Below are 15,734 nucleotides of genomic sequence, written 5' to 3'. Positions count from 1 at the left end.
CTTCCCCTCATTTTGCTTGCGTACAGTCGTTTTCTTTCCAGGAGGGAGAACATGAGCCATCGTACTGAAGGGGTAAATACAGAGCGTAAATCGATGATTGCGCAAAAAATGCTGACAACGAACAAGCGTCAAAAGACAGAGAATATTACCGGCAAAACCATCGCGATGATTTGTGCGGGTTTGCTCGTTATTGTTGTTTTATCGATCACCTATTTTATTGCTTCCAAAGGGCTGTCGACGTTCTTCGTCGATGGAGTAAGCTTCAAAGAATTTTTAACCCATGACAAATGGGACCCAGAAGGTGAGCCATCCGCGTATGGTGTGTTGCCTTTTATTCTTGGTTCGTTTTTTGTAACGGCACTGGCTGCTTTAATTGCCGCGCCACTCGGAATCGGCGCCGCTATTTTTATGACAGAGATCTTTCCTGGCTTCGGGAAAAAAGTGTTGAAGCCGGTAATCGAGCTGTTGGTTGGTATTCCATCGGTCGTTTACGGTTATGTTGGACTAACTTTGCTTGTTCCATTTATTCGCGAACAATTTGATGTTCTTGGCTTCAGCTTATTGGCAGGGGGACTAGTTCTTGCCCTGATGATTTTGCCAACCATTACGAGTGTGGCAGCAGATGCTATTGAGGCTGTTCCGCAAGATTTGCGCAACGCTTCGCTTGCACTGGGTGCTACTCGCTGGCAAACCATTTGGAATGTCGTGTTGCATTCCGCGCTTCCTGGCTGTTTGACGGCCATTGTTTTGGGAATGTCTCGCGCTTTTGGAGAAGCTTTGGCTGTGCAAATGGTTATTGGTAATACAACGAAGCTGCCAGGCGGTTTGCTCGAACCAATCAGTACGCTCACTAGCGGTATTACATTGAATATGGGGAATACGATTCAAGGAACTCCGTATAACAATGCTCTCTGGTCAATGGCTTTGCTGCTCTTGGCGATGTCTTTCGTCTTTATCGTGATTTTGCGCCTGTTGGGCAGAAAGAGGTTGGCGAAATAGATGAAAGCGAGACTGATGGACCGTGCTGCTACTGTTGTTTTGACACTGATTGCCGTACTGATTATCGGTACCTTGGTGGGATTGTTGGGCTTCATTCTCTCACAAGGCTGGCATAAGCTGAATCTCGACTTTTTGACCTCTCCGCCGGATATCGTCAATGCGGGTGGCGGGATTGGACCACAGCTTTTCAACTCGTTGTACTTGCTGGTCCTGACCATGCTGATCGCGTTGCCGCTCGGGATCGGAGCAGGCATTTATATGGCTGAATATGCGCCGGATAACAAGATTACACAGTTTATCCGCATGAGTATAGAAGTATTGTCTTCCCTTCCGTCTATCGTAGTTGGTTTGTTTGGATTGCTCGTGTTTGTAAACATGACTGGCTGGGGCTATACCCTGTTTGGTGGAGCACTTGCGCTGACGGTATTTAACCTGCCACTCTTGGTTCGTGTAACAGAGGATGCACTGCGCAACGTACCACGCAGTCAAAAGGAAGCGAGCCTCGCGCTTGGTATTACCAAATGGCGTACCATCGTGTCTGTCATCCTTCCAGCAGCACTCCCAGGTATCATTACGGGTGCCATTCTGGCATCTGGCCGTGTATTTGGGGAAGCGGCTGCCTTGCTGTTTACGGCAGGGATGTCTTCACCGAATCTGGATTTCACCGACTTCTCATTGAATAGTACGACCTCACCGTTGAACCCGTTCCGTCCTGCCGAGACATTGGCCGTGCATATTTGGAAGGTAAACAGCGAGGGGCTGACACCGGATGCGCGTGATGTCGCAGATGGCGCGGCTGCTGTTCTGATTATTGCCGTCTTGCTCTTTAACCTTTCCGCTCGTTGGTTCGGGAATTGGGTTTACAAAAAGATGACGTCAGGATCAAACTAAGAAGAGGTAGGTGGCAGTCATGTCCGTACTGACCATGCAAGAAACGATCATTCAGACGAATAACGTGAATGTATACTACGGAGAGAAGCACGCCGTAAAAAATATATCAATGGATATAGAAAAAAACTCCGTGACGGCCTTCATCGGTCCGTCCGGATGCGGGAAATCGACGCTTTTACGGAGCTTGAACCGGATGAATGATCTGGTTCCTTCTTGTCGTGTAGAGGGTTCCATTATTGTAGATGGTATCGACATTAACAGCTCGCAAGTAAACATCGAGAGCCTGCGTCAAGTGGTAGGAATGGTGTTCCAAAGAGCGAATCCATTTTTTAAATCGATCTATGAAAACATCGCATTTGCACCGCGTTTCCACGGGATGACCAATAAGCGTGATTTGGATGAATTGGTTGAATCGAGCCTGCGAAAAGCAGCGCTTTGGGATGAGGTAAAGGATCGTCTTCGCGACTCTGCGCTCTCCCTTTCCGGTGGACAGCAGCAAAGGCTTTGTATCGCGCGTGCAATCGCGATGCAGCCAACCATTTTGCTGTTGGACGAACCGGCTTCCGCTCTCGATCCGATCTCTACCATGAAAATCGAAGAGCTGGTCATGCAGCTAAAAGATGAGTATACGATCGTGATCGTTACCCATAACCTCCATCAGGCAGCGCGAATTTCTGAGAAAACCGCCTTCTTCCTGATGGGTGAGCTGATCGAGATGGATGAGACGGGGAAAATCTTCACATCACCTGAAAACGAAAAAACCGAAGCGTATATTAGCGGACGATTTGGTTAATAGCGAATAGAAATAAAGAAGCCCTCCCAAGCGAATCATCTCACATCAGCTTGCTGGAGGGCTTCTTGTTCTATTCGTTTTGGGCTTTCTTCAAATACCGTGAATAAAGACCATAGTAGGCAATAAACAGACCCAGGAAAAAGAACGCGATGACAGTGCCGTAGTCTTCGCTGGAAGCCTCATAACCTACAACAGCTTTTACACCATATTTGATAGCCATATAGATGAGGGCAAAAGCAAGTATAAATCCATATTTGTACCATTTGCTTTGATGCTGCATATTCTCGCTTTTGACCCTCATCACATATCGTACATAACCGACAATCAAGCCAACAAAAAATATCGCGACAAACAAGTAACGCAGATAGTGGCTATGAACAAAGACCTTGATAAATGTTAGTAGGGACATTGCTAGCAGTACGAGTAGGGCAATGACATAAAAGTGAATGGAACGCTTATCCAAGATCCAGACATCCCCTTTCACAGGATAGGTTTGTGAAAAGTTCACATTCACTTTATGATATCATGAATTTTTCAAAGAAAGGGTTGTTTCTCCCGCTCGAAAAAATTTGATGGTTTGCTCGAGATCCTCTACGATTTCTGTCAGGCGCAGGGAGTCATCGAGAAATTGCTCCGATAAGGAGAGGCTCTCTTGATTGGCGGCTACCGCTTGCTGTGTGCCTGATACGACTTGCTGGGCAGAAGCAGACAGGTTATCGACCCGCTGTGAAATGACTTGGCTTTGCGCAGAAATCGTTCCTGTGAGTGCTCTGATGGTCTCGAATTGTGCTGTAAGAGCTTCGCTGAGCTGTACGGTATTGTTAAAAATAGAAGCTGCTTGATGCAAGGTTTGAATGCCATTTACAGTGGCATGATCGGTCGTTTCCAAGCACGCAGCTACGTGCTCCATTCTCTCTTCCCCGGATGCGATTACCTGTTGAATACGGGCCGATGCCTCTTCGGTCTGATCGGACAGCAAGCGGATTTCATCCGCGACGACACTGAAACCGATTCCTGCTTGACCCGCTCTTGAAGCTTCAATACGGGCATTGAAGGACAAGAGCTTCGTTCGTTTCGAGATAGCAGATATCAAGCCGAGCATTTCGTTGATATCTCCCATACTTTCTCGCATGGAAGACATAGCTTGAATGGAGGCTTTCATGTCTTCCGAGATGCTGTGCATATTTTGCTTTAACGTATTCATGGAGGCTGCAGCCATGGCGTTCTGTTCACGCGATTCCTGGCTTTGCAAGATCGCTTCTTCCATCGAGCTCGTGATGCGGGACATTTCTTGTGTGATCTCGTTCATCGTGAGGTTTATTTCTTCAATCTGCTCCTGCTGGTTATCCATTTCTTGGGCGAGTCGTTCAGTTACGGAGACGACCTCGGTCTGCATCGCGTGCGAATGGCGAGAGCCTTTTCCTACATGATCGGCTACTTGTTTGACGTCTGAGATGACATACTGGATTTTACCGATGATCGTCCGGATTTGTTCACTCATTCGATTGAAGCTGTCAGCGAGCTGTCGTATTTCATCATTGCTCTGTACCTGCATCGTTTGTAGGAGATCACCCTCGCTAAAGGCTGTCATTTTTTGCTGAGCTTCCTTGATCGGATTGATAATTCTGCGTACGTACACATACAGCAACAATGCGAGTGCCACGAGTCCAACCAATGAGACGGCCAAAATGGTTAGCTGTAGGCGACGGACCTCTTGTTTTACCTCCGATACAGACTGAACGACGATTACGCCCCATTTCAACGATGGATCGAATTGATAAGCAGCAAAAGAATCGATTCCATTGATCTTGCTCGGTTCGTAGCCAGATTGACCGGCGATGACATTTTGCACGACCGGAAGCTCAGTGAGAAGGGGACGCTGCAACGCGTAGGATTGATCGGGATGAGCGACCAGCTTTCCTTGATGATCCACGATCATGGCATACCCGGTTTCCCCGAGTTTAATCTGACCGATTGACTCGCTCAGCTTCGGGACAGAGACAAAAGCCACGACTACCCCGACAGACTCCTCCTCTTCGTTGCGCAAGGGGAGGGAGACGGCAATCTTCGGAAACTCCGTCTCGGAAAACTGGAAGACGTCCGAGACAAAAGCAGCATGCTGCGTTTGATTCAAAGCTCCTTCATACCAGTCTGTTTTTCGCGGATCATATGAGCTGTCGAGCGGTGATCCGGGAAAGGTCAAATACCGCCCGTCTGTGGTAACGATCTGTAATTCGGAAATAGTAGGATTGTTGATCGTCATATCCGTAAAGATGCCAAATATTTGGCTGTTGGTAACCGTGCTGTTTTTATAAGTAGAAGCAAATGATTGCAAGGCGGTCACGATGTCGTAGACCCTGCTATGTACGTTCTGTAAAGCGGCACCGGATGCGTCATGTAATTGCTGCTTTGTTTTTTCATTTAGTGTGGCTTGCGATTGATAGCTGATGAAGAATGCGGCAATGGCCATTATACAGACTACCATTCCCATAATGCCCGCAAACAGCCTGGTGAAGATTGAACGATAATGAAACGACGAGTGACCCCATATCTTTTTTATGCCCGCCATCGATTGTTCTCCCCTTATTTGTCAAAACGTTCAGCTTCATTGTAGGGTTAGTCCAGGGGAGCGTATATGCTTTACGAGCAAGATTTACCATAACTTAATGTAAGATGACCTATGTAAAAAGTCCTAAGACAAAATCTTTATCGAAACTTAATAAACTTCATACGGAAACCTAACATTGGTGCGCTATAGTGGGGAAGTAAAAGGACGTAACAACCACGAAGGAGCGAAGACCGTATGAGCGTTATTTCGGTGAGAGAGTTGAATCTCTTCTACGGTAATAAGCAAGCCCTCTATAATATAAATCTGGATGTAGAGTCTGACTCCATTACAGCCTTAATCGGTCCGTCAGGCTGCGGTAAGTCTACATTTTTGCGGACGTTGAATCGAATGAACGATTCTGTCCCGAACACCAAAATTACGGGAACGGTAAAAGTGTTCGATGAGGATATTTATGGTAATCGGGTAGAAGTTGAGCGACTTCGCAAAAATATCGGCATGGTGTTTCAGCATCCGAATCCATTTCCGAAGAGTATCTACGACAACATCACGTACGGGCCGAGACTTCATGGCATGAACGATCGCAACAAGCTGGACGAGTTGGTAGAGACAAGCCTCAAGGCAGCAGCCCTTTGGGATGAAGTGAAGGATGTATTGAAAAAGCCAGCAACAGGTCTTTCCGGTGGACAGCAGCAACGCCTCTGCATCGCTCGGGCACTCGCTGTTCAGCCACAGATCATTTTGATGGATGAGCCAACCTCTGCCCTGGACCCGATTTCGACAGCCAAAATCGAAGAGCTGTTGGAAGAGCTAAAGAACCGTTATACGATTGTAATCGTGACGCACAACATGCAGCAGGCAGCACGTATTTCCGATAAGACTGCGTTTTTCTTGAATGGAGAGCTAGTCGAGTTTGACAGTACCCCGGCGATTTTCCAAAATCCTCGTGACAAAAGAACAGAGGATTACATTACTGGACGTTTCGGATAATTTCAATTTGTAGTATGGTAGGAGAGCGGACTTTCGAGGTCCGTTCTTTTTGGTTTTTGGAAAGGAGATACATGCAGTGGTTTGGATTTCATTCTTTCTTTTTCTGATCACGTTGACATTGGTCATCTGGCAACCGCGGGGGCTGTCGATTGGCTATCCGGCAGTCGGCGGAGCACTATTGGCCTTGGCGATCGGGGTAGTCACAATCAGTGATGTCGCAGAGGTAACCTCCATTGTTTGGAATGCGACACTAGCGTTAATCGGGATTATTATCATCTCGCTCGTATTGGACGAAATCGGTTTTTTTGAATGGGCTGCGCTCCATATGGCTCGATTTGCCAAAGGAAATGGGCGGCTTATGTTCGTTTATGTGATCCTGCTTGGTTCACTCGTATCCGCCTTGTTTACGAATGATGGGGCTGCCTTGATCTTGACACCGATTGTGTTGGCACAGGTGCGGGCACTGAAGCTGGATGGGAAAACGGTTTTGGCATTTGTCATGGCGAGCGGGTTCATTGCAGATACGAGTTCTTTACCCTTTGTGATTAGCAATCTGGTGAATATTGTTTCCGCTGACTATTTTGATATTGGCTTTGCTGCGTATGCGGCGAAAATGATCATTCCGACTTTGTTTTCGATTGGTGGAAGTCTGCTGGTTTTGTACCTATATTTTCGCAAAAGCATCCCGGCGCAGGTTGACCTTTCCCATCTGAAAAATCCGAAGGAAGCGATTCGCGACCACAGAATGTTTCGCCTGGCGTGGCCGATTCTTGCGGTCTTGTTGATTGGCTTTTTCATTAGCGAGTCCATCCATACGCCCGTTTCTATCATCATTGCGGGGGCAGCTATCATTTTTTGCCTGGCTGCAAGAAAAAGTGAAGCAATCGCCATGCGGCGGATTATGAAAGAAGCACCGTGGGTAGTCGTTGTTTTTTCGATTGGCATGTATGTCGTGGTGTGGGGGCTGCACAACGCGAGATTGACTGACTTGGTCAAGGACACCTTGGATTGGTTCATGGCGCATGGTTTATTGGCAACGACCTTGGGGACGGGCTTTCTCGCTGCTGTTCTCTCCTCTGTTATGAACAACCTTCCGACAGTCATGTTCAATGCGCTGGCGATTGCAGAGACACAGGCAGACGGAGTGTTGCGGGAAGCCATGATTTACGCAAATGTGATCGGGAGCGATTTGGGGCCGAAAATGACCCCGATTGGATCACTGGCGACTTTGCTCTGGTTGCATGTCTTGGGACGCAAAGATGTGACGATTACGTGGGGACAGTACTTTCGGACGGGGGTTATTTTGACCGTACCGACATTGACGGTAACTTTGCTTGGATTGTATCTGACATTGGTTTATTTTTCATAGGGAATGAAAAGCCTGCTGGTTCATAGTCAGCAGGCCTTTTTCTATTCATCACGCTGCTCGCAGTGAAACGGGCAGAATAGGACCTGACAAGGACGGAAAAAATAGGCGCAACGTACGTAAAAAGGAGGATGTTTCCATGTGGCATGGCTGGCCGATCGAACGCGTACTGATTCTTTTTGCTGGATTGGCGTTTGCCCTGATTGCGGTTCAGGTCACACTTTTTCACGCCAGACAAAACTTCCGACATTGGGCAATGTGGATTCCCGTTCTTGAGCTACCTGTATTTGCGGTTACTGCTATTGTTTTATCGTTTGTGAATGCGGGGTGGCTGCGTTGGGTGTTTGCCTTGATGATGGTGGTCGGCATGGCTGGTGGCGTGTACGGAGCCTATTTGCATACGGTCGGGGTTGGACAGCGTGTGGGAGGTTATTCGCAAAGTCAAAATTTTCTCGTCGGTCCTCCTGTGATTCTTCCTTTACTGATCACGGCAATTGCAGCATTGGGGCTTCTCGCGCTGTTTTGGTAAAAAACGTTATCGAAGGGGTGAGAGGACATGGTGAAGCCTAGACGTTACCCATCCTATGATGTTTGGGACCAACATACAGAGTGGGATGCTCACACCAGGAAAGTGGTAGGGGCCAGACGAATGCCCGCGATTGCCAATCAATTTTTTACGAAGCCTGAATCCTTGCTTTTACAGACAGTCGTAGGCGTATTGGTCAATGATCACCGTTTGGAGGTGCTGACCTTTGTGGTGGAGCATCTGGATGATACGACGGCTAGTAATATCGGCGAGTCGCAACGAAAGGTCGGAGTTCCACCAAAAAAAGAGCTCTACCGCTTAGGCTTGAAAGGGATTGATGCGGAGAGTCATGCCGCTTATGGAACCGACTTTGTTGCGTTGAAGCTAGACCAGCAGGAAGCCGTTCTTCAGCATGTTGCGAATGGGGGCATCCAAAACCAGGAGGCGTGGAAAGACTTTGCTCCCGCAGATTTTTTCAAGCGGTTGCTGCATGACACAGTTAGTGCGTACTATTCTCATCCGTTGGTTTGGTCAGATATCGGCTATGGCGGACCAGCTTATCCGCGCGGCTATGTACGGGTGGAAAAAGGATTGACGGACCCATGGGAGGCGAAAGCAAATGACGAGTCATGACCATCATACGATTACTCATCGCCCCACTCCTGTGGATCAAAGAAAATATGCCGATGACGCAGATGTATGCATCGTAGGTGCTGGAGCGGCAGGGGGCGTACTGGCTTATGAGCTGGCAAAGGCCGGGTTGCGTGTAGTCGTACTGGAAGCAGGGCCGTTTTGGGACCCGCAACACGATTTTGCCAGTGATGAGCTGTCGATGCGGAGATTGGCCTGGCAGGAAACAAGGCTGGTAGCAGGCAATGACCCATTGCGTTTGGGACATAACAACTCAGGACGGGGAATTGGGGGAGGCACCGTGCATTTTACAGGGGTGTTCCTGCGTTTCCACGAAAGTGATTTTAAGACAAAGACCGTAGACGGCGTAGGGGAAGACTGGCCGATTACATATCAGGATCTTGCCCCGTATTACGACAAGATAGAACGGGAGATTGCGGTCTCAGGTCCGAATCATTTTCCGTGGGGCTCCTTTCAAGGTCCGTATCCGTACCCTGTTCGGGAGCCGATCAGTGCCAATGCCCAGCTGTTCCGGGAAGGGTGCGAGAAGCTGGGCATCGAGAGTGTGGTCGCCCCTTTGGCGATTTTATCGGCTCCTTTTGATGGACGTCCACCCTGTATCAATCGTGGCTTTTGCAATCAAGGGTGCATGCCGAATGCTAAGTACAGCGGGTTGATTCATCATATCCCCAAAGCGATAGCGGAGGGGGCAGAGGTACTGTCCGACTGCATGGTGACGGAAATTTTGATGGCTGGCGACCGGGTCAGCGGTGTGGTGTTCAATCATAATGGTTTGACGCACAGGCAAATGGCTCGTGTGGTCATTTTGGCCGGTTTCGTGGTGGAGACTCCCCGATTGCTGCTCAGTTCGGCGAATGCTCAGTTTCCGCAAGGGCTGGCGAATTCAAGTGGATGGGTAGGAAAAGCGATTATGCCTCACTCCAGTCATGATGTATACGGACGACTCCCGGAGGAAGTGCGATTGTATAAGGGAACACCTGTCCTTGCCTTGACCCAGCATTTTTATGAGACGGACCGGGAACGAGGATTTGCCCGCGGATATACATTGAGTGCACACGGGGTACGTCCGGTCGGGATGGCGGCTGCCATTGCTGCCGAGAGGGAAGATGGCTCGTATTTATGGGGAAAACAGCTTCGAGAGACCATGCTGGATTACAATATGTATGCGCGGATCACCTTGGTAGGGGAAGTGCTGCCTCATCCTGATAACAGAGTGACGCTCTCAGGGGAAAAAGATGAATACGGAATGCCGATCCCTACGGTGACGTTCAGTTATCAGGAAAACGACAAACAGCTTTACAAGCATGCCATTGGGCAAATGAACCGGATTATTGAAGCGATAGGGGGACATCCGGAGCATGTAGTGTCTGATACTGCTCATCTCATGGGGGGATGCCGGATGGGGAATGACAGGGAAACCTCTGTTGTGAATGAATATGGGCAGTCACATGACATACCCAATCTTTTCATAGCGGGTGCTTCTACGTTCGTTACCTCGAGTGGCAGCAACCCGACAAATACAGTCATGGCGCTGGCTGCACGCACGGCAGACAAGATCATTGAGGCGATGAAAAAGCAAGATGTATAAGCAGGGTTCACATAACTTTTGCGTTCCTATCTTCCCCATCATATAAGCCATATAGTATACTGATAAACAGATATGTAAGGCAAAGGTGGGTTCCTTATGGAAATGGATTTGATGCAGGTACTGTTTTTGTCAGAGACTTATAAGCTACTTGGTGACAAGACGCGCTTGACGATCATGGCTCTCCTGCAAGTACAGTCCTTATGTGTCCGTGATCTCGTGGAAATTTTGCAAACTTCCCAGCCTTCTGTTTCCCAGCACTTGGCTAAGCTAAAAACTCATGGTTTGGTCAAAGAGCGCCGGAAGGGACCATGGGTTTATTACTCCGTTAATACGGAATGCAGTCCTGAAGTGAAGCAAATTTTGTCTAACTTGCCGGACATGTCGCCAATCGTCAAACAAAAATCAGTTGCAAGTGAACCTTCATTTGGCTGATCAGTCGTAAAAAGCGTTGGATCAATTGAGATCCAACGCTTTTTTTAGTTCTTCCTTGTCAAATCCATGGATGACAATTTGCTCGCCGTTGTCCTTTTCAATGTAGGTTACAGGTGTCATGCTGGCGCCTAATTGAATGGCTTCCTGGAAAAAAGCCTCGTTTTGACGGATGTCTCTGTCTTCGAAAGCAATGTTGTTAGAAGTCAGCCACATTTTTTCTTCCTGACAAGGACCGCAAGTAACTTGGGTATAGATGATGACCTTGTGAGCCATACAGAATCACTCCTTTGACGTTGTTTTCTGCTGAAGTCTTGCCCTTCCACTATGCCTGATCAGTTGTGACAAAGCAAGTCAATCAAGTGCCATTTGGGAAAATAAGGATGGATATACCAATAGGGAGCGGTACAAATTATATTCAGTGACGTTGAGGAGGTGAATCTAACGATGCCTAAACAAAACAGACAAGCGGGAATGAACGCGAACCAAGCGGGCCAAGCGGCTAACACTGCGACTGAATTTGCAAGTGAAACAAACGCAGCTGAGGTTCGTCGTCAAAATCAGCAATCCGCTCAACAAGCTGCTACACAAAACACTGCGACTGAATTCGCAAGTGAAACAAACGTAGCAGAAGTTCGCCGTCAAAACCAACAATCTGCTGCCCAACAAGCTAACCGAGCTACTGAGTAGTAGGCAGTTGAAAAACAGCCCTCGCGAATTGCGGGGGCGTTCTTATTTATATGCTGCTATCCAAATTTCTTGCTTCTACAACTTGCAAAAGGATAGAAGAGGGTGATACTGTGATCCGTAAAACAGCCCACTAGGAGGCAATTTCTCATGATCATTGGAACAGGCATAGACATTGTGGAAATAGAGCGCATGGCTACTTTAATAAAAAGACAAGAGAGTGCGATCAAACGCTTTTTGACCACAGATGAAAAGCAGCTCCTGCATGGAAAATCAGAGACGAGACAGGCGGAAATGGTTGCGGGCAGATTTGCTGCCAAGGAAGCGGGAGCAAAGGCTCTTGGCACAGGCATTGGTGCCGTGCTCAGCTTTTTGGATATGGAAATCCTCCCGAATCATTCGGGCAAGCCGGTCATGACCATAAAGAACGAGGTGTACAGCAAACTTGATCTCGACCCCGCCCGCGTTCATATTCATGTGAGTATTTCGCATAGCCAGACGCATGCGATTGCGCAAGTAATTATAGAAGAACGATAGCTGTTTGTAAAAACCGATAAACTTGTCTGCATATTGGGACGAGGATGGACATACATTTATATCGCGTAGATCAGGAGGGACTACCTGCTCTTACACAGGAAGGCTAAGTCTGTAGCCGACAAGCGATATATCGCCAACTTCGTATCCATTCGCAACCATTGACACGATGTGCGCTGCATGGGCGAGAGACTGACAGATTTCCCAGGAAATAGACAGGGATGCCCTTCTTTGTCGAAAATATTGACAAGGAGGAGTTCATTGAATGAAACGGGTAGCTTTACCACTGGTGTTATTGTTGGTTTTCACCCTGTTCCTCGGCGGTTGTTTCGGTCAGAAAACACCAGAAGATGTGGTGAGCGACCTGAACGGTACGCTGGGAAAAATGACTGGGTACAAGTCTCAGGCTGTTTTGACCATGCAGACAGGCTCTACCCCCATGGAGTACGATGTTCAGGTCTGGTATGAAAAGCCAACCAACTATCGGGTAGCTCTCACCTCGAAGCAGCGTGGCATTACACAAATCATCTTGCGAAACAATGAAGGAGTCTTTGTACTGACCCCGCATCTGAACAAGAGCTTCCGCTTCCAAAGTGGCTGGCCTGAGAACAACGGACCGTTATATCTATACGAAACGCTGGCCAAGAGCATTATCGATGACACTGAGCGACAAATGAAGATGGAAGAAAAACAGTATGTATTTGAAGTGAAAGCGAACTACAGCGGCAATCGTTCTTTGACCAAGCAAAAAATTTGGCTGACAGAAGATTTCAAACCGACGCACGCCGAAATTATGGATGCTAGCATGAATCCGCTCGTACGGATTGATTTCACTGATTTTTCGTTCAACCCTATGTTTGACAAAGACGCCTTTGACAAAGAGCGCAACATGACAACAAGCTCATTGACAACGATCCCAACAATGGCGCAAACAAATGGACAGGTCATGAAACAACCGAACAGCCAATTCGGTGTCATCGTCCCTACGTATATGCCGGAAGGGGTTACGCAAGGCGATATCGAGCCAGTTACCCGTGATGGGGAGAGAAAAGTTATCTTGACCTACAAAGGGGCCTACAACTACAAGGTCATCGAAGGACGCCCGACAGCAGCATCTGTGTCGTATGAGCAAGGTATGCCTGTGAACCTCGGCTTTACGGTTGGTGTGCTTGCGCAGACAGGTGAAAATCAGCGACTTCTGACGTGGGAGCTCGACGGCATCGAATATACAATCGCGGGGGATCTTCCAGAGGAAGAAATGGTAAATGTCGCACAGTCGACATATGGTCTCAGCGCGAAATAAATGTGTGGGAGAGGGGACGGTAAATGCCGTCCTCTTTTGCTGTCTCCTGGGAAAGTGGCTGCGGTGGAGGGGAAGAAGCGCATTTCCAGTCTACGCCCCACTGTAGGTTGGACTTAAATGACGGGAGCGCTTCAAAAGTGGTCATGTCGATGATGTATTCGCAGAGGTTGAAGCTGAAAACCCCTGTCATTTATTGCGGAACTAGGTCGGGCTCCAGAGGCGCTTGAACTGGAAATGCACTTCTTCCCAAGCGGCTTTGTTCTACTATTTGAGAAGAACAGCCCCGTTGAATGATCTTCCTAAGTATGAAAAGAAGCGATGAATCAAAAAAGCTGGCGAAAAGAAAAAGCACAGGGCTCGCAGACCTTGACAACGCCTACCCAGTCGGAACTGCAAAAAGGGGACCACGCTTGTCGAACACTTCTTCTTTGAGAAACTTCCGCCCGTAGGGTGGCTTTGGCTCGACGGTCCCCTTTTTGGAGTGGAGACGGCCAGTGAATCCCCCCTGCTGGCGTGTCAGAGTCGAAGAGAACTGTGCTTTTTCTTTTCCTCCACTATGTTGACTCATCTCACAACTACTCCTCGATTTTCCCTCAAGTTTTCCTTTTTTCTCAAACGGGAATCTAAAAATACCCATGTACACTTGGTCTTGTACCAAAGAGAAAGCACACTACACGAGCAAAGACGAAAGGGTTGAGTGTATATGTTTAGCAAAGCGAAAATGGGAATGCTGATGGGAACGATGGCAGTGGTTCTGAGTCTGGGTAGCATAGGCGGAGCAATGGCAGCCGATTCAGCACAAACAACTTCATTGAATAAATCGGCAGAAGTAAAATTCAAAACGGGCAAGATGGGCCACCACGGTGGAGTGGGCTTCAAAGAAAATACAGAGCTGCTCTCGCTGTTGAAGCTGGATGCTGACAAGTTGAAAGAAGAGCTTGCGGCAGGGAAAACACTCGCAGCCATTGCACAAGCCCAAGGAGTCGACACCGCAGATGTCGTGGCACTTCTGGTTGAACAGCAAGAGTCTAAACTGAAGGAAGCAGTAGCAGCAGGCAAGCTGACGCAGGAGCAGGCAGATAAGCTGTCTGAAAATCTAAGCGATCGCGTAAAAGAACAGGTAGAAAACACGAAACCGCATAAAGGCTTCGGCAAAGGAGGCTTCATCGGTGGCTTTGAGAAAAACGAAGAACTGCTGTCCCTCTTGAAGCTGGATGCCGATAAACTCCAAGAAGAACTGAAAGCGGAGAAATCGCTGGCTGCCATTGCAGAGGCCCAAGGCGTATCTGTGGATGATCTGGTAGCGCTGTTGGTAAAACAACAGGAAGCCAAGCTGAAAGAGGCGGTAACCGCCGGGAAGCTGACACAGGAACAGGCCGACAAAATGAATGAGAATGCCAGTGAGCGGGTAAAAGAAATGGTGCAAAACACGCATTACGGACGTGGACCGGGTAAAGGAATGGGCATCGAGAAAAATGAAGAACTGCTGTCCCTCCTCAAGCTGGATGCAGACAAGCTGAAGGAAGAGCAAAAAGCAGGAAAAACGTTGGCGACCATCGCCAAGGAGCAAGGCGTAGAAGTGGATGACGTTGTCGAGCTCTTGGTAGGTCAGCACGAAGCCAAGCTGAAAGAAGCAGTAGAGGCAGGCAAGCTCACACAGGAGCAAGCAGACAAACGCAGCGAGGAATTGACAGCGATGGTACAAAAGATGGTGGATGGCAGCTTTGAAAAAGTCGTTTTCCCAAGACATGAAAAAGAGGAAAAAGACCAGGAGGAAACCATGTAGAAAAGTCAGCAGGTGGGAGTTAATCCCATCTGCTTTTCTATTTTCTCGGGATTGGTCGATGAGGGCTGATTTGTACATAAAAACCAACGTGCGAATGAGGTGAGGGGACAATCCGCGAATTGACACACAGCGGGAAAACACGATACATTCAGAGTAACTTATTGAATGAGGTGGCATGCTTTACATGAAGAAACCGTCTAACGAAGTTTTGTACGAGGAAGCATCGACCTACAAAGACATGCTCCTGCGAAAAAGCTGGAAAATGCGTATTAACGAGACTGTCATGTTTGTGCTGGGGATGATGATTCTCTCTCAATTTTTCCCGACCAATGACACGAGATTCAAGGTGCTTGTTTTTGCCATTGCCATTGCTGTAGTTGGATTGTCTCCGTTTCTGTACAAATCGGTTTTGCGTCCGGTGTACAAGCTGACCAAGACCCACCTGATTATATCCATGTCAGGGCAGGAAAAGAGCTACCCGCTGTCTGAAGTCGAGCAGATTTATGAGGGCCGTCATTTTTATCGTGTAGGCGGCAAAAAGGAATCACTGATGGTTTCCAGGCAATTTCTCAGCCATTTAAATGAGCGCTTGTTTTACTATAAAAAAGGGAACAAGAGGAGATAG

General features: G+C 48.1%; 18 protein-coding genes. 14 read left to right on the top strand and 4 right to left on the bottom strand.

Annotated elements, in window-relative coordinates:
• Positions 1-51: 51 nt before the first annotated feature.
• Genes pstC through pstB (EL268_RS27820) form a run of 3 tightly spaced genes read left to right on the top strand, consistent with a single transcriptional unit; the run spans position 52 to position 2,683 of the window.
• Positions 52-999, top strand: coding sequence for a phosphate ABC transporter permease subunit PstC (gene pstC / locus EL268_RS27830; protein WP_106652675.1), 948 nt, complete (start codon positions 52-54; stop codon positions 997-999).
• A complete protein-coding gene (gene pstA, locus EL268_RS27825) occupies positions 1,000-1,890 on the top strand; it encodes a phosphate ABC transporter permease PstA (protein WP_017247277.1) in 891 nt (296 codons plus the stop codon).
• 19 nt (positions 1,891-1,909) lie between these two features.
• Positions 1,910-2,683 (top strand): phosphate ABC transporter ATP-binding protein PstB, encoded by a 774-nt coding sequence (gene pstB / locus EL268_RS27820; protein ID WP_047073985.1) that lies wholly within the window; start codon positions 1,910-1,912, stop codon positions 2,681-2,683.
• Positions 2,684-2,753: 70 nt separating this feature from the next.
• Here pstB (EL268_RS27820) and EL268_RS27815 read toward each other — a convergent pair whose 3' ends face one another.
• The gene (locus EL268_RS27815; RefSeq protein ID WP_232030117.1) at positions 2,754-3,146 is read right to left on the bottom strand and encodes a hypothetical protein; all 393 of its coding nucleotides are present in this window, start codon (positions 3,144-3,146) and stop codon (positions 2,754-2,756) included.
• A gap of 60 nt (positions 3,147-3,206) precedes the next feature.
• Positions 3,207-5,252 carry a methyl-accepting chemotaxis protein gene (locus tag EL268_RS27810; protein WP_106652676.1) on the bottom strand — a complete coding sequence of 682 codons (2,046 nt, stop codon included), beginning with the start codon at positions 5,250-5,252 and terminating at the stop codon, positions 3,207-3,209.
• A gap of 234 nt (positions 5,253-5,486) precedes the next feature.
• Here EL268_RS27810 and pstB (EL268_RS27805) point away from each other — a divergent pair, with 234 nt between their 5' ends.
• The 6 genes from pstB (EL268_RS27805) (at position 5,487) to EL268_RS27780 (ending at position 10,802) form a co-directional block, all read left to right on the top strand.
• Entirely contained in the window at positions 5,487-6,239 is a 753-nt protein-coding gene (gene pstB, locus EL268_RS27805) for a phosphate ABC transporter ATP-binding protein PstB (protein ID WP_106652677.1), read from the top strand.
• A gap of 76 nt (positions 6,240-6,315) precedes the next feature.
• Positions 6,316-7,608 carry an arsenic transporter gene (locus EL268_RS27800; RefSeq protein ID WP_106652678.1) on the top strand — a complete coding sequence of 431 codons (1,293 nt, stop codon included), beginning with the start codon at positions 6,316-6,318 and terminating at the stop codon, positions 7,606-7,608.
• Between the two features lie 136 nt (positions 7,609-7,744).
• Entirely contained in the window at positions 7,745-8,134 is a 390-nt protein-coding gene (locus tag EL268_RS27795; RefSeq protein WP_106652679.1) for a hypothetical protein, read from the top strand.
• Between the two features lie 27 nt (positions 8,135-8,161).
• On the top strand, positions 8,162-8,764 hold the full coding sequence (locus EL268_RS27790; protein WP_106652680.1) for a gluconate 2-dehydrogenase subunit 3 family protein: 603 nt from the start codon (positions 8,162-8,164) through the stop codon (positions 8,762-8,764).
• On the top strand, positions 8,751-10,370 hold the full coding sequence (locus tag EL268_RS27785; RefSeq protein WP_106652681.1) for a GMC family oxidoreductase: 1,620 nt from the start codon (positions 8,751-8,753) through the stop codon (positions 10,368-10,370). The genes EL268_RS27790 and EL268_RS27785 overlap by 14 nt, the downstream gene beginning before the upstream one ends.
• Positions 10,371-10,466: 96 nt before the next feature.
• Positions 10,467-10,802, top strand: coding sequence for an ArsR/SmtB family transcription factor (locus EL268_RS27780; RefSeq protein WP_106652682.1), 336 nt, complete (start codon positions 10,467-10,469; stop codon positions 10,800-10,802).
• Between the two features lie 21 nt (positions 10,803-10,823).
• Here EL268_RS27780 and EL268_RS27775 read toward each other — a convergent pair whose 3' ends face one another.
• The gene (locus tag EL268_RS27775) at positions 10,824-11,075 is read right to left on the bottom strand and encodes a glutaredoxin family protein (protein ID WP_106652683.1); all 252 of its coding nucleotides are present in this window, start codon (positions 11,073-11,075) and stop codon (positions 10,824-10,826) included.
• Between the two features lie 171 nt (positions 11,076-11,246).
• Between EL268_RS27775 and EL268_RS27770 the strand changes: the two genes are divergently transcribed.
• The 3 genes from EL268_RS27770 (at position 11,247) to EL268_RS27760 (ending at position 13,323) form a co-directional block, all read left to right on the top strand.
• Entirely contained in the window at positions 11,247-11,489 is a 243-nt protein-coding gene (locus EL268_RS27770) for a gamma-type small acid-soluble spore protein (RefSeq protein ID WP_106652684.1), read from the top strand.
• A 147-nt stretch (positions 11,490-11,636) separates the two neighbouring features.
• Entirely contained in the window at positions 11,637-12,023 is a 387-nt protein-coding gene (gene acpS, locus EL268_RS27765; protein WP_106652685.1) for a holo-ACP synthase, read from the top strand.
• A 262-nt stretch (positions 12,024-12,285) separates the two neighbouring features.
• Positions 12,286-13,323: an outer membrane lipoprotein-sorting protein gene (locus tag EL268_RS27760; protein ID WP_106652686.1), complete on the top strand. Its 1,038-nt coding sequence runs from the start codon at positions 12,286-12,288 to the stop codon at positions 13,321-13,323.
• A 376-nt stretch (positions 13,324-13,699) separates the two neighbouring features.
• Here EL268_RS27760 and EL268_RS27755 read toward each other — a convergent pair whose 3' ends face one another.
• Positions 13,700-13,891: a hypothetical protein gene (locus EL268_RS27755; protein ID WP_106652687.1), complete on the bottom strand. Its 192-nt coding sequence runs from the start codon at positions 13,889-13,891 to the stop codon at positions 13,700-13,702.
• 135 nt (positions 13,892-14,026) lie between these two features.
• Here EL268_RS27755 and EL268_RS27750 point away from each other — a divergent pair, with 135 nt between their 5' ends.
• Positions 14,027-15,109 carry a coiled-coil domain-containing protein gene (locus tag EL268_RS27750; protein WP_106652688.1) on the top strand — a complete coding sequence of 361 codons (1,083 nt, stop codon included), beginning with the start codon at positions 14,027-14,029 and terminating at the stop codon, positions 15,107-15,109.
• A gap of 184 nt (positions 15,110-15,293) precedes the next feature.
• Positions 15,294-15,734, top strand: a complete 441-nt coding sequence (locus EL268_RS27745; protein ID WP_106652689.1) for a hypothetical protein — start codon at positions 15,294-15,296, stop codon at positions 15,732-15,734.

The sequence above is a fragment of the Brevibacillus brevis genome (assembly GCF_900637055.1).
Classification (GTDB): domain Bacteria; phylum Bacillota; class Bacilli; order Brevibacillales; family Brevibacillaceae; genus Brevibacillus; species Brevibacillus brevis.
Note: the sequence above shows the minus strand (reverse complement) of the source record. Positions and strands in the feature narration are given on the sequence as shown.

What these genes read in the sequence shown, in the direction of transcription:
- EL268_RS27780 (WP_106652682.1), top strand. Translation starts at nt 10,467, where the DNA reads ATGGAAATGGATTTGATGCAGGTACTGTTTTTGTCAGAGACTTATAAG.
- EL268_RS27755 (WP_106652687.1), bottom strand. Translation starts at nt 13,891, where the DNA reads ATGAGTCAACATAGTGGAGGAAAAGAAAAAGCACAGTTCTCTTCGACT.
- pstB (WP_047073985.1), top strand. Translation starts at nt 1,910, where the DNA reads ATGTCCGTACTGACCATGCAAGAAACGATCATTCAGACGAATAACGTG.
- EL268_RS27790 (WP_106652680.1), top strand. Translation starts at nt 8,162, where the DNA reads ATGGTGAAGCCTAGACGTTACCCATCCTATGATGTTTGGGACCAACAT.
- pstB (WP_106652677.1), top strand. Translation starts at nt 5,487, where the DNA reads ATGAGCGTTATTTCGGTGAGAGAGTTGAATCTCTTCTACGGTAATAAG.
- EL268_RS27770 (WP_106652684.1), top strand. Translation starts at nt 11,247, where the DNA reads ATGCCTAAACAAAACAGACAAGCGGGAATGAACGCGAACCAAGCGGGC.
- EL268_RS27745 (WP_106652689.1), top strand. Translation starts at nt 15,294, where the DNA reads ATGAAGAAACCGTCTAACGAAGTTTTGTACGAGGAAGCATCGACCTAC.
- EL268_RS27795 (WP_106652679.1), top strand. Translation starts at nt 7,745, where the DNA reads ATGTGGCATGGCTGGCCGATCGAACGCGTACTGATTCTTTTTGCTGGA.
- pstA (WP_017247277.1), top strand. Translation starts at nt 1,000, where the DNA reads ATGAAAGCGAGACTGATGGACCGTGCTGCTACTGTTGTTTTGACACTG.
- EL268_RS27760 (WP_106652686.1), top strand. Translation starts at nt 12,286, where the DNA reads ATGAAACGGGTAGCTTTACCACTGGTGTTATTGTTGGTTTTCACCCTG.
- EL268_RS27775 (WP_106652683.1), bottom strand. Translation starts at nt 11,075, where the DNA reads ATGGCTCACAAGGTCATCATCTATACCCAAGTTACTTGCGGTCCTTGT.
- pstC (WP_106652675.1), top strand. Translation starts at nt 52, where the DNA reads ATGAGCCATCGTACTGAAGGGGTAAATACAGAGCGTAAATCGATGATT.
- EL268_RS27785 (WP_106652681.1), top strand. Translation starts at nt 8,751, where the DNA reads ATGACGAGTCATGACCATCATACGATTACTCATCGCCCCACTCCTGTG.
- EL268_RS27750 (WP_106652688.1), top strand. Translation starts at nt 14,027, where the DNA reads ATGTTTAGCAAAGCGAAAATGGGAATGCTGATGGGAACGATGGCAGTG.
- acpS (WP_106652685.1), top strand. Translation starts at nt 11,637, where the DNA reads ATGATCATTGGAACAGGCATAGACATTGTGGAAATAGAGCGCATGGCT.
- EL268_RS27810 (WP_106652676.1), bottom strand. Translation starts at nt 5,252, where the DNA reads ATGGCGGGCATAAAAAAGATATGGGGTCACTCGTCGTTTCATTATCGT.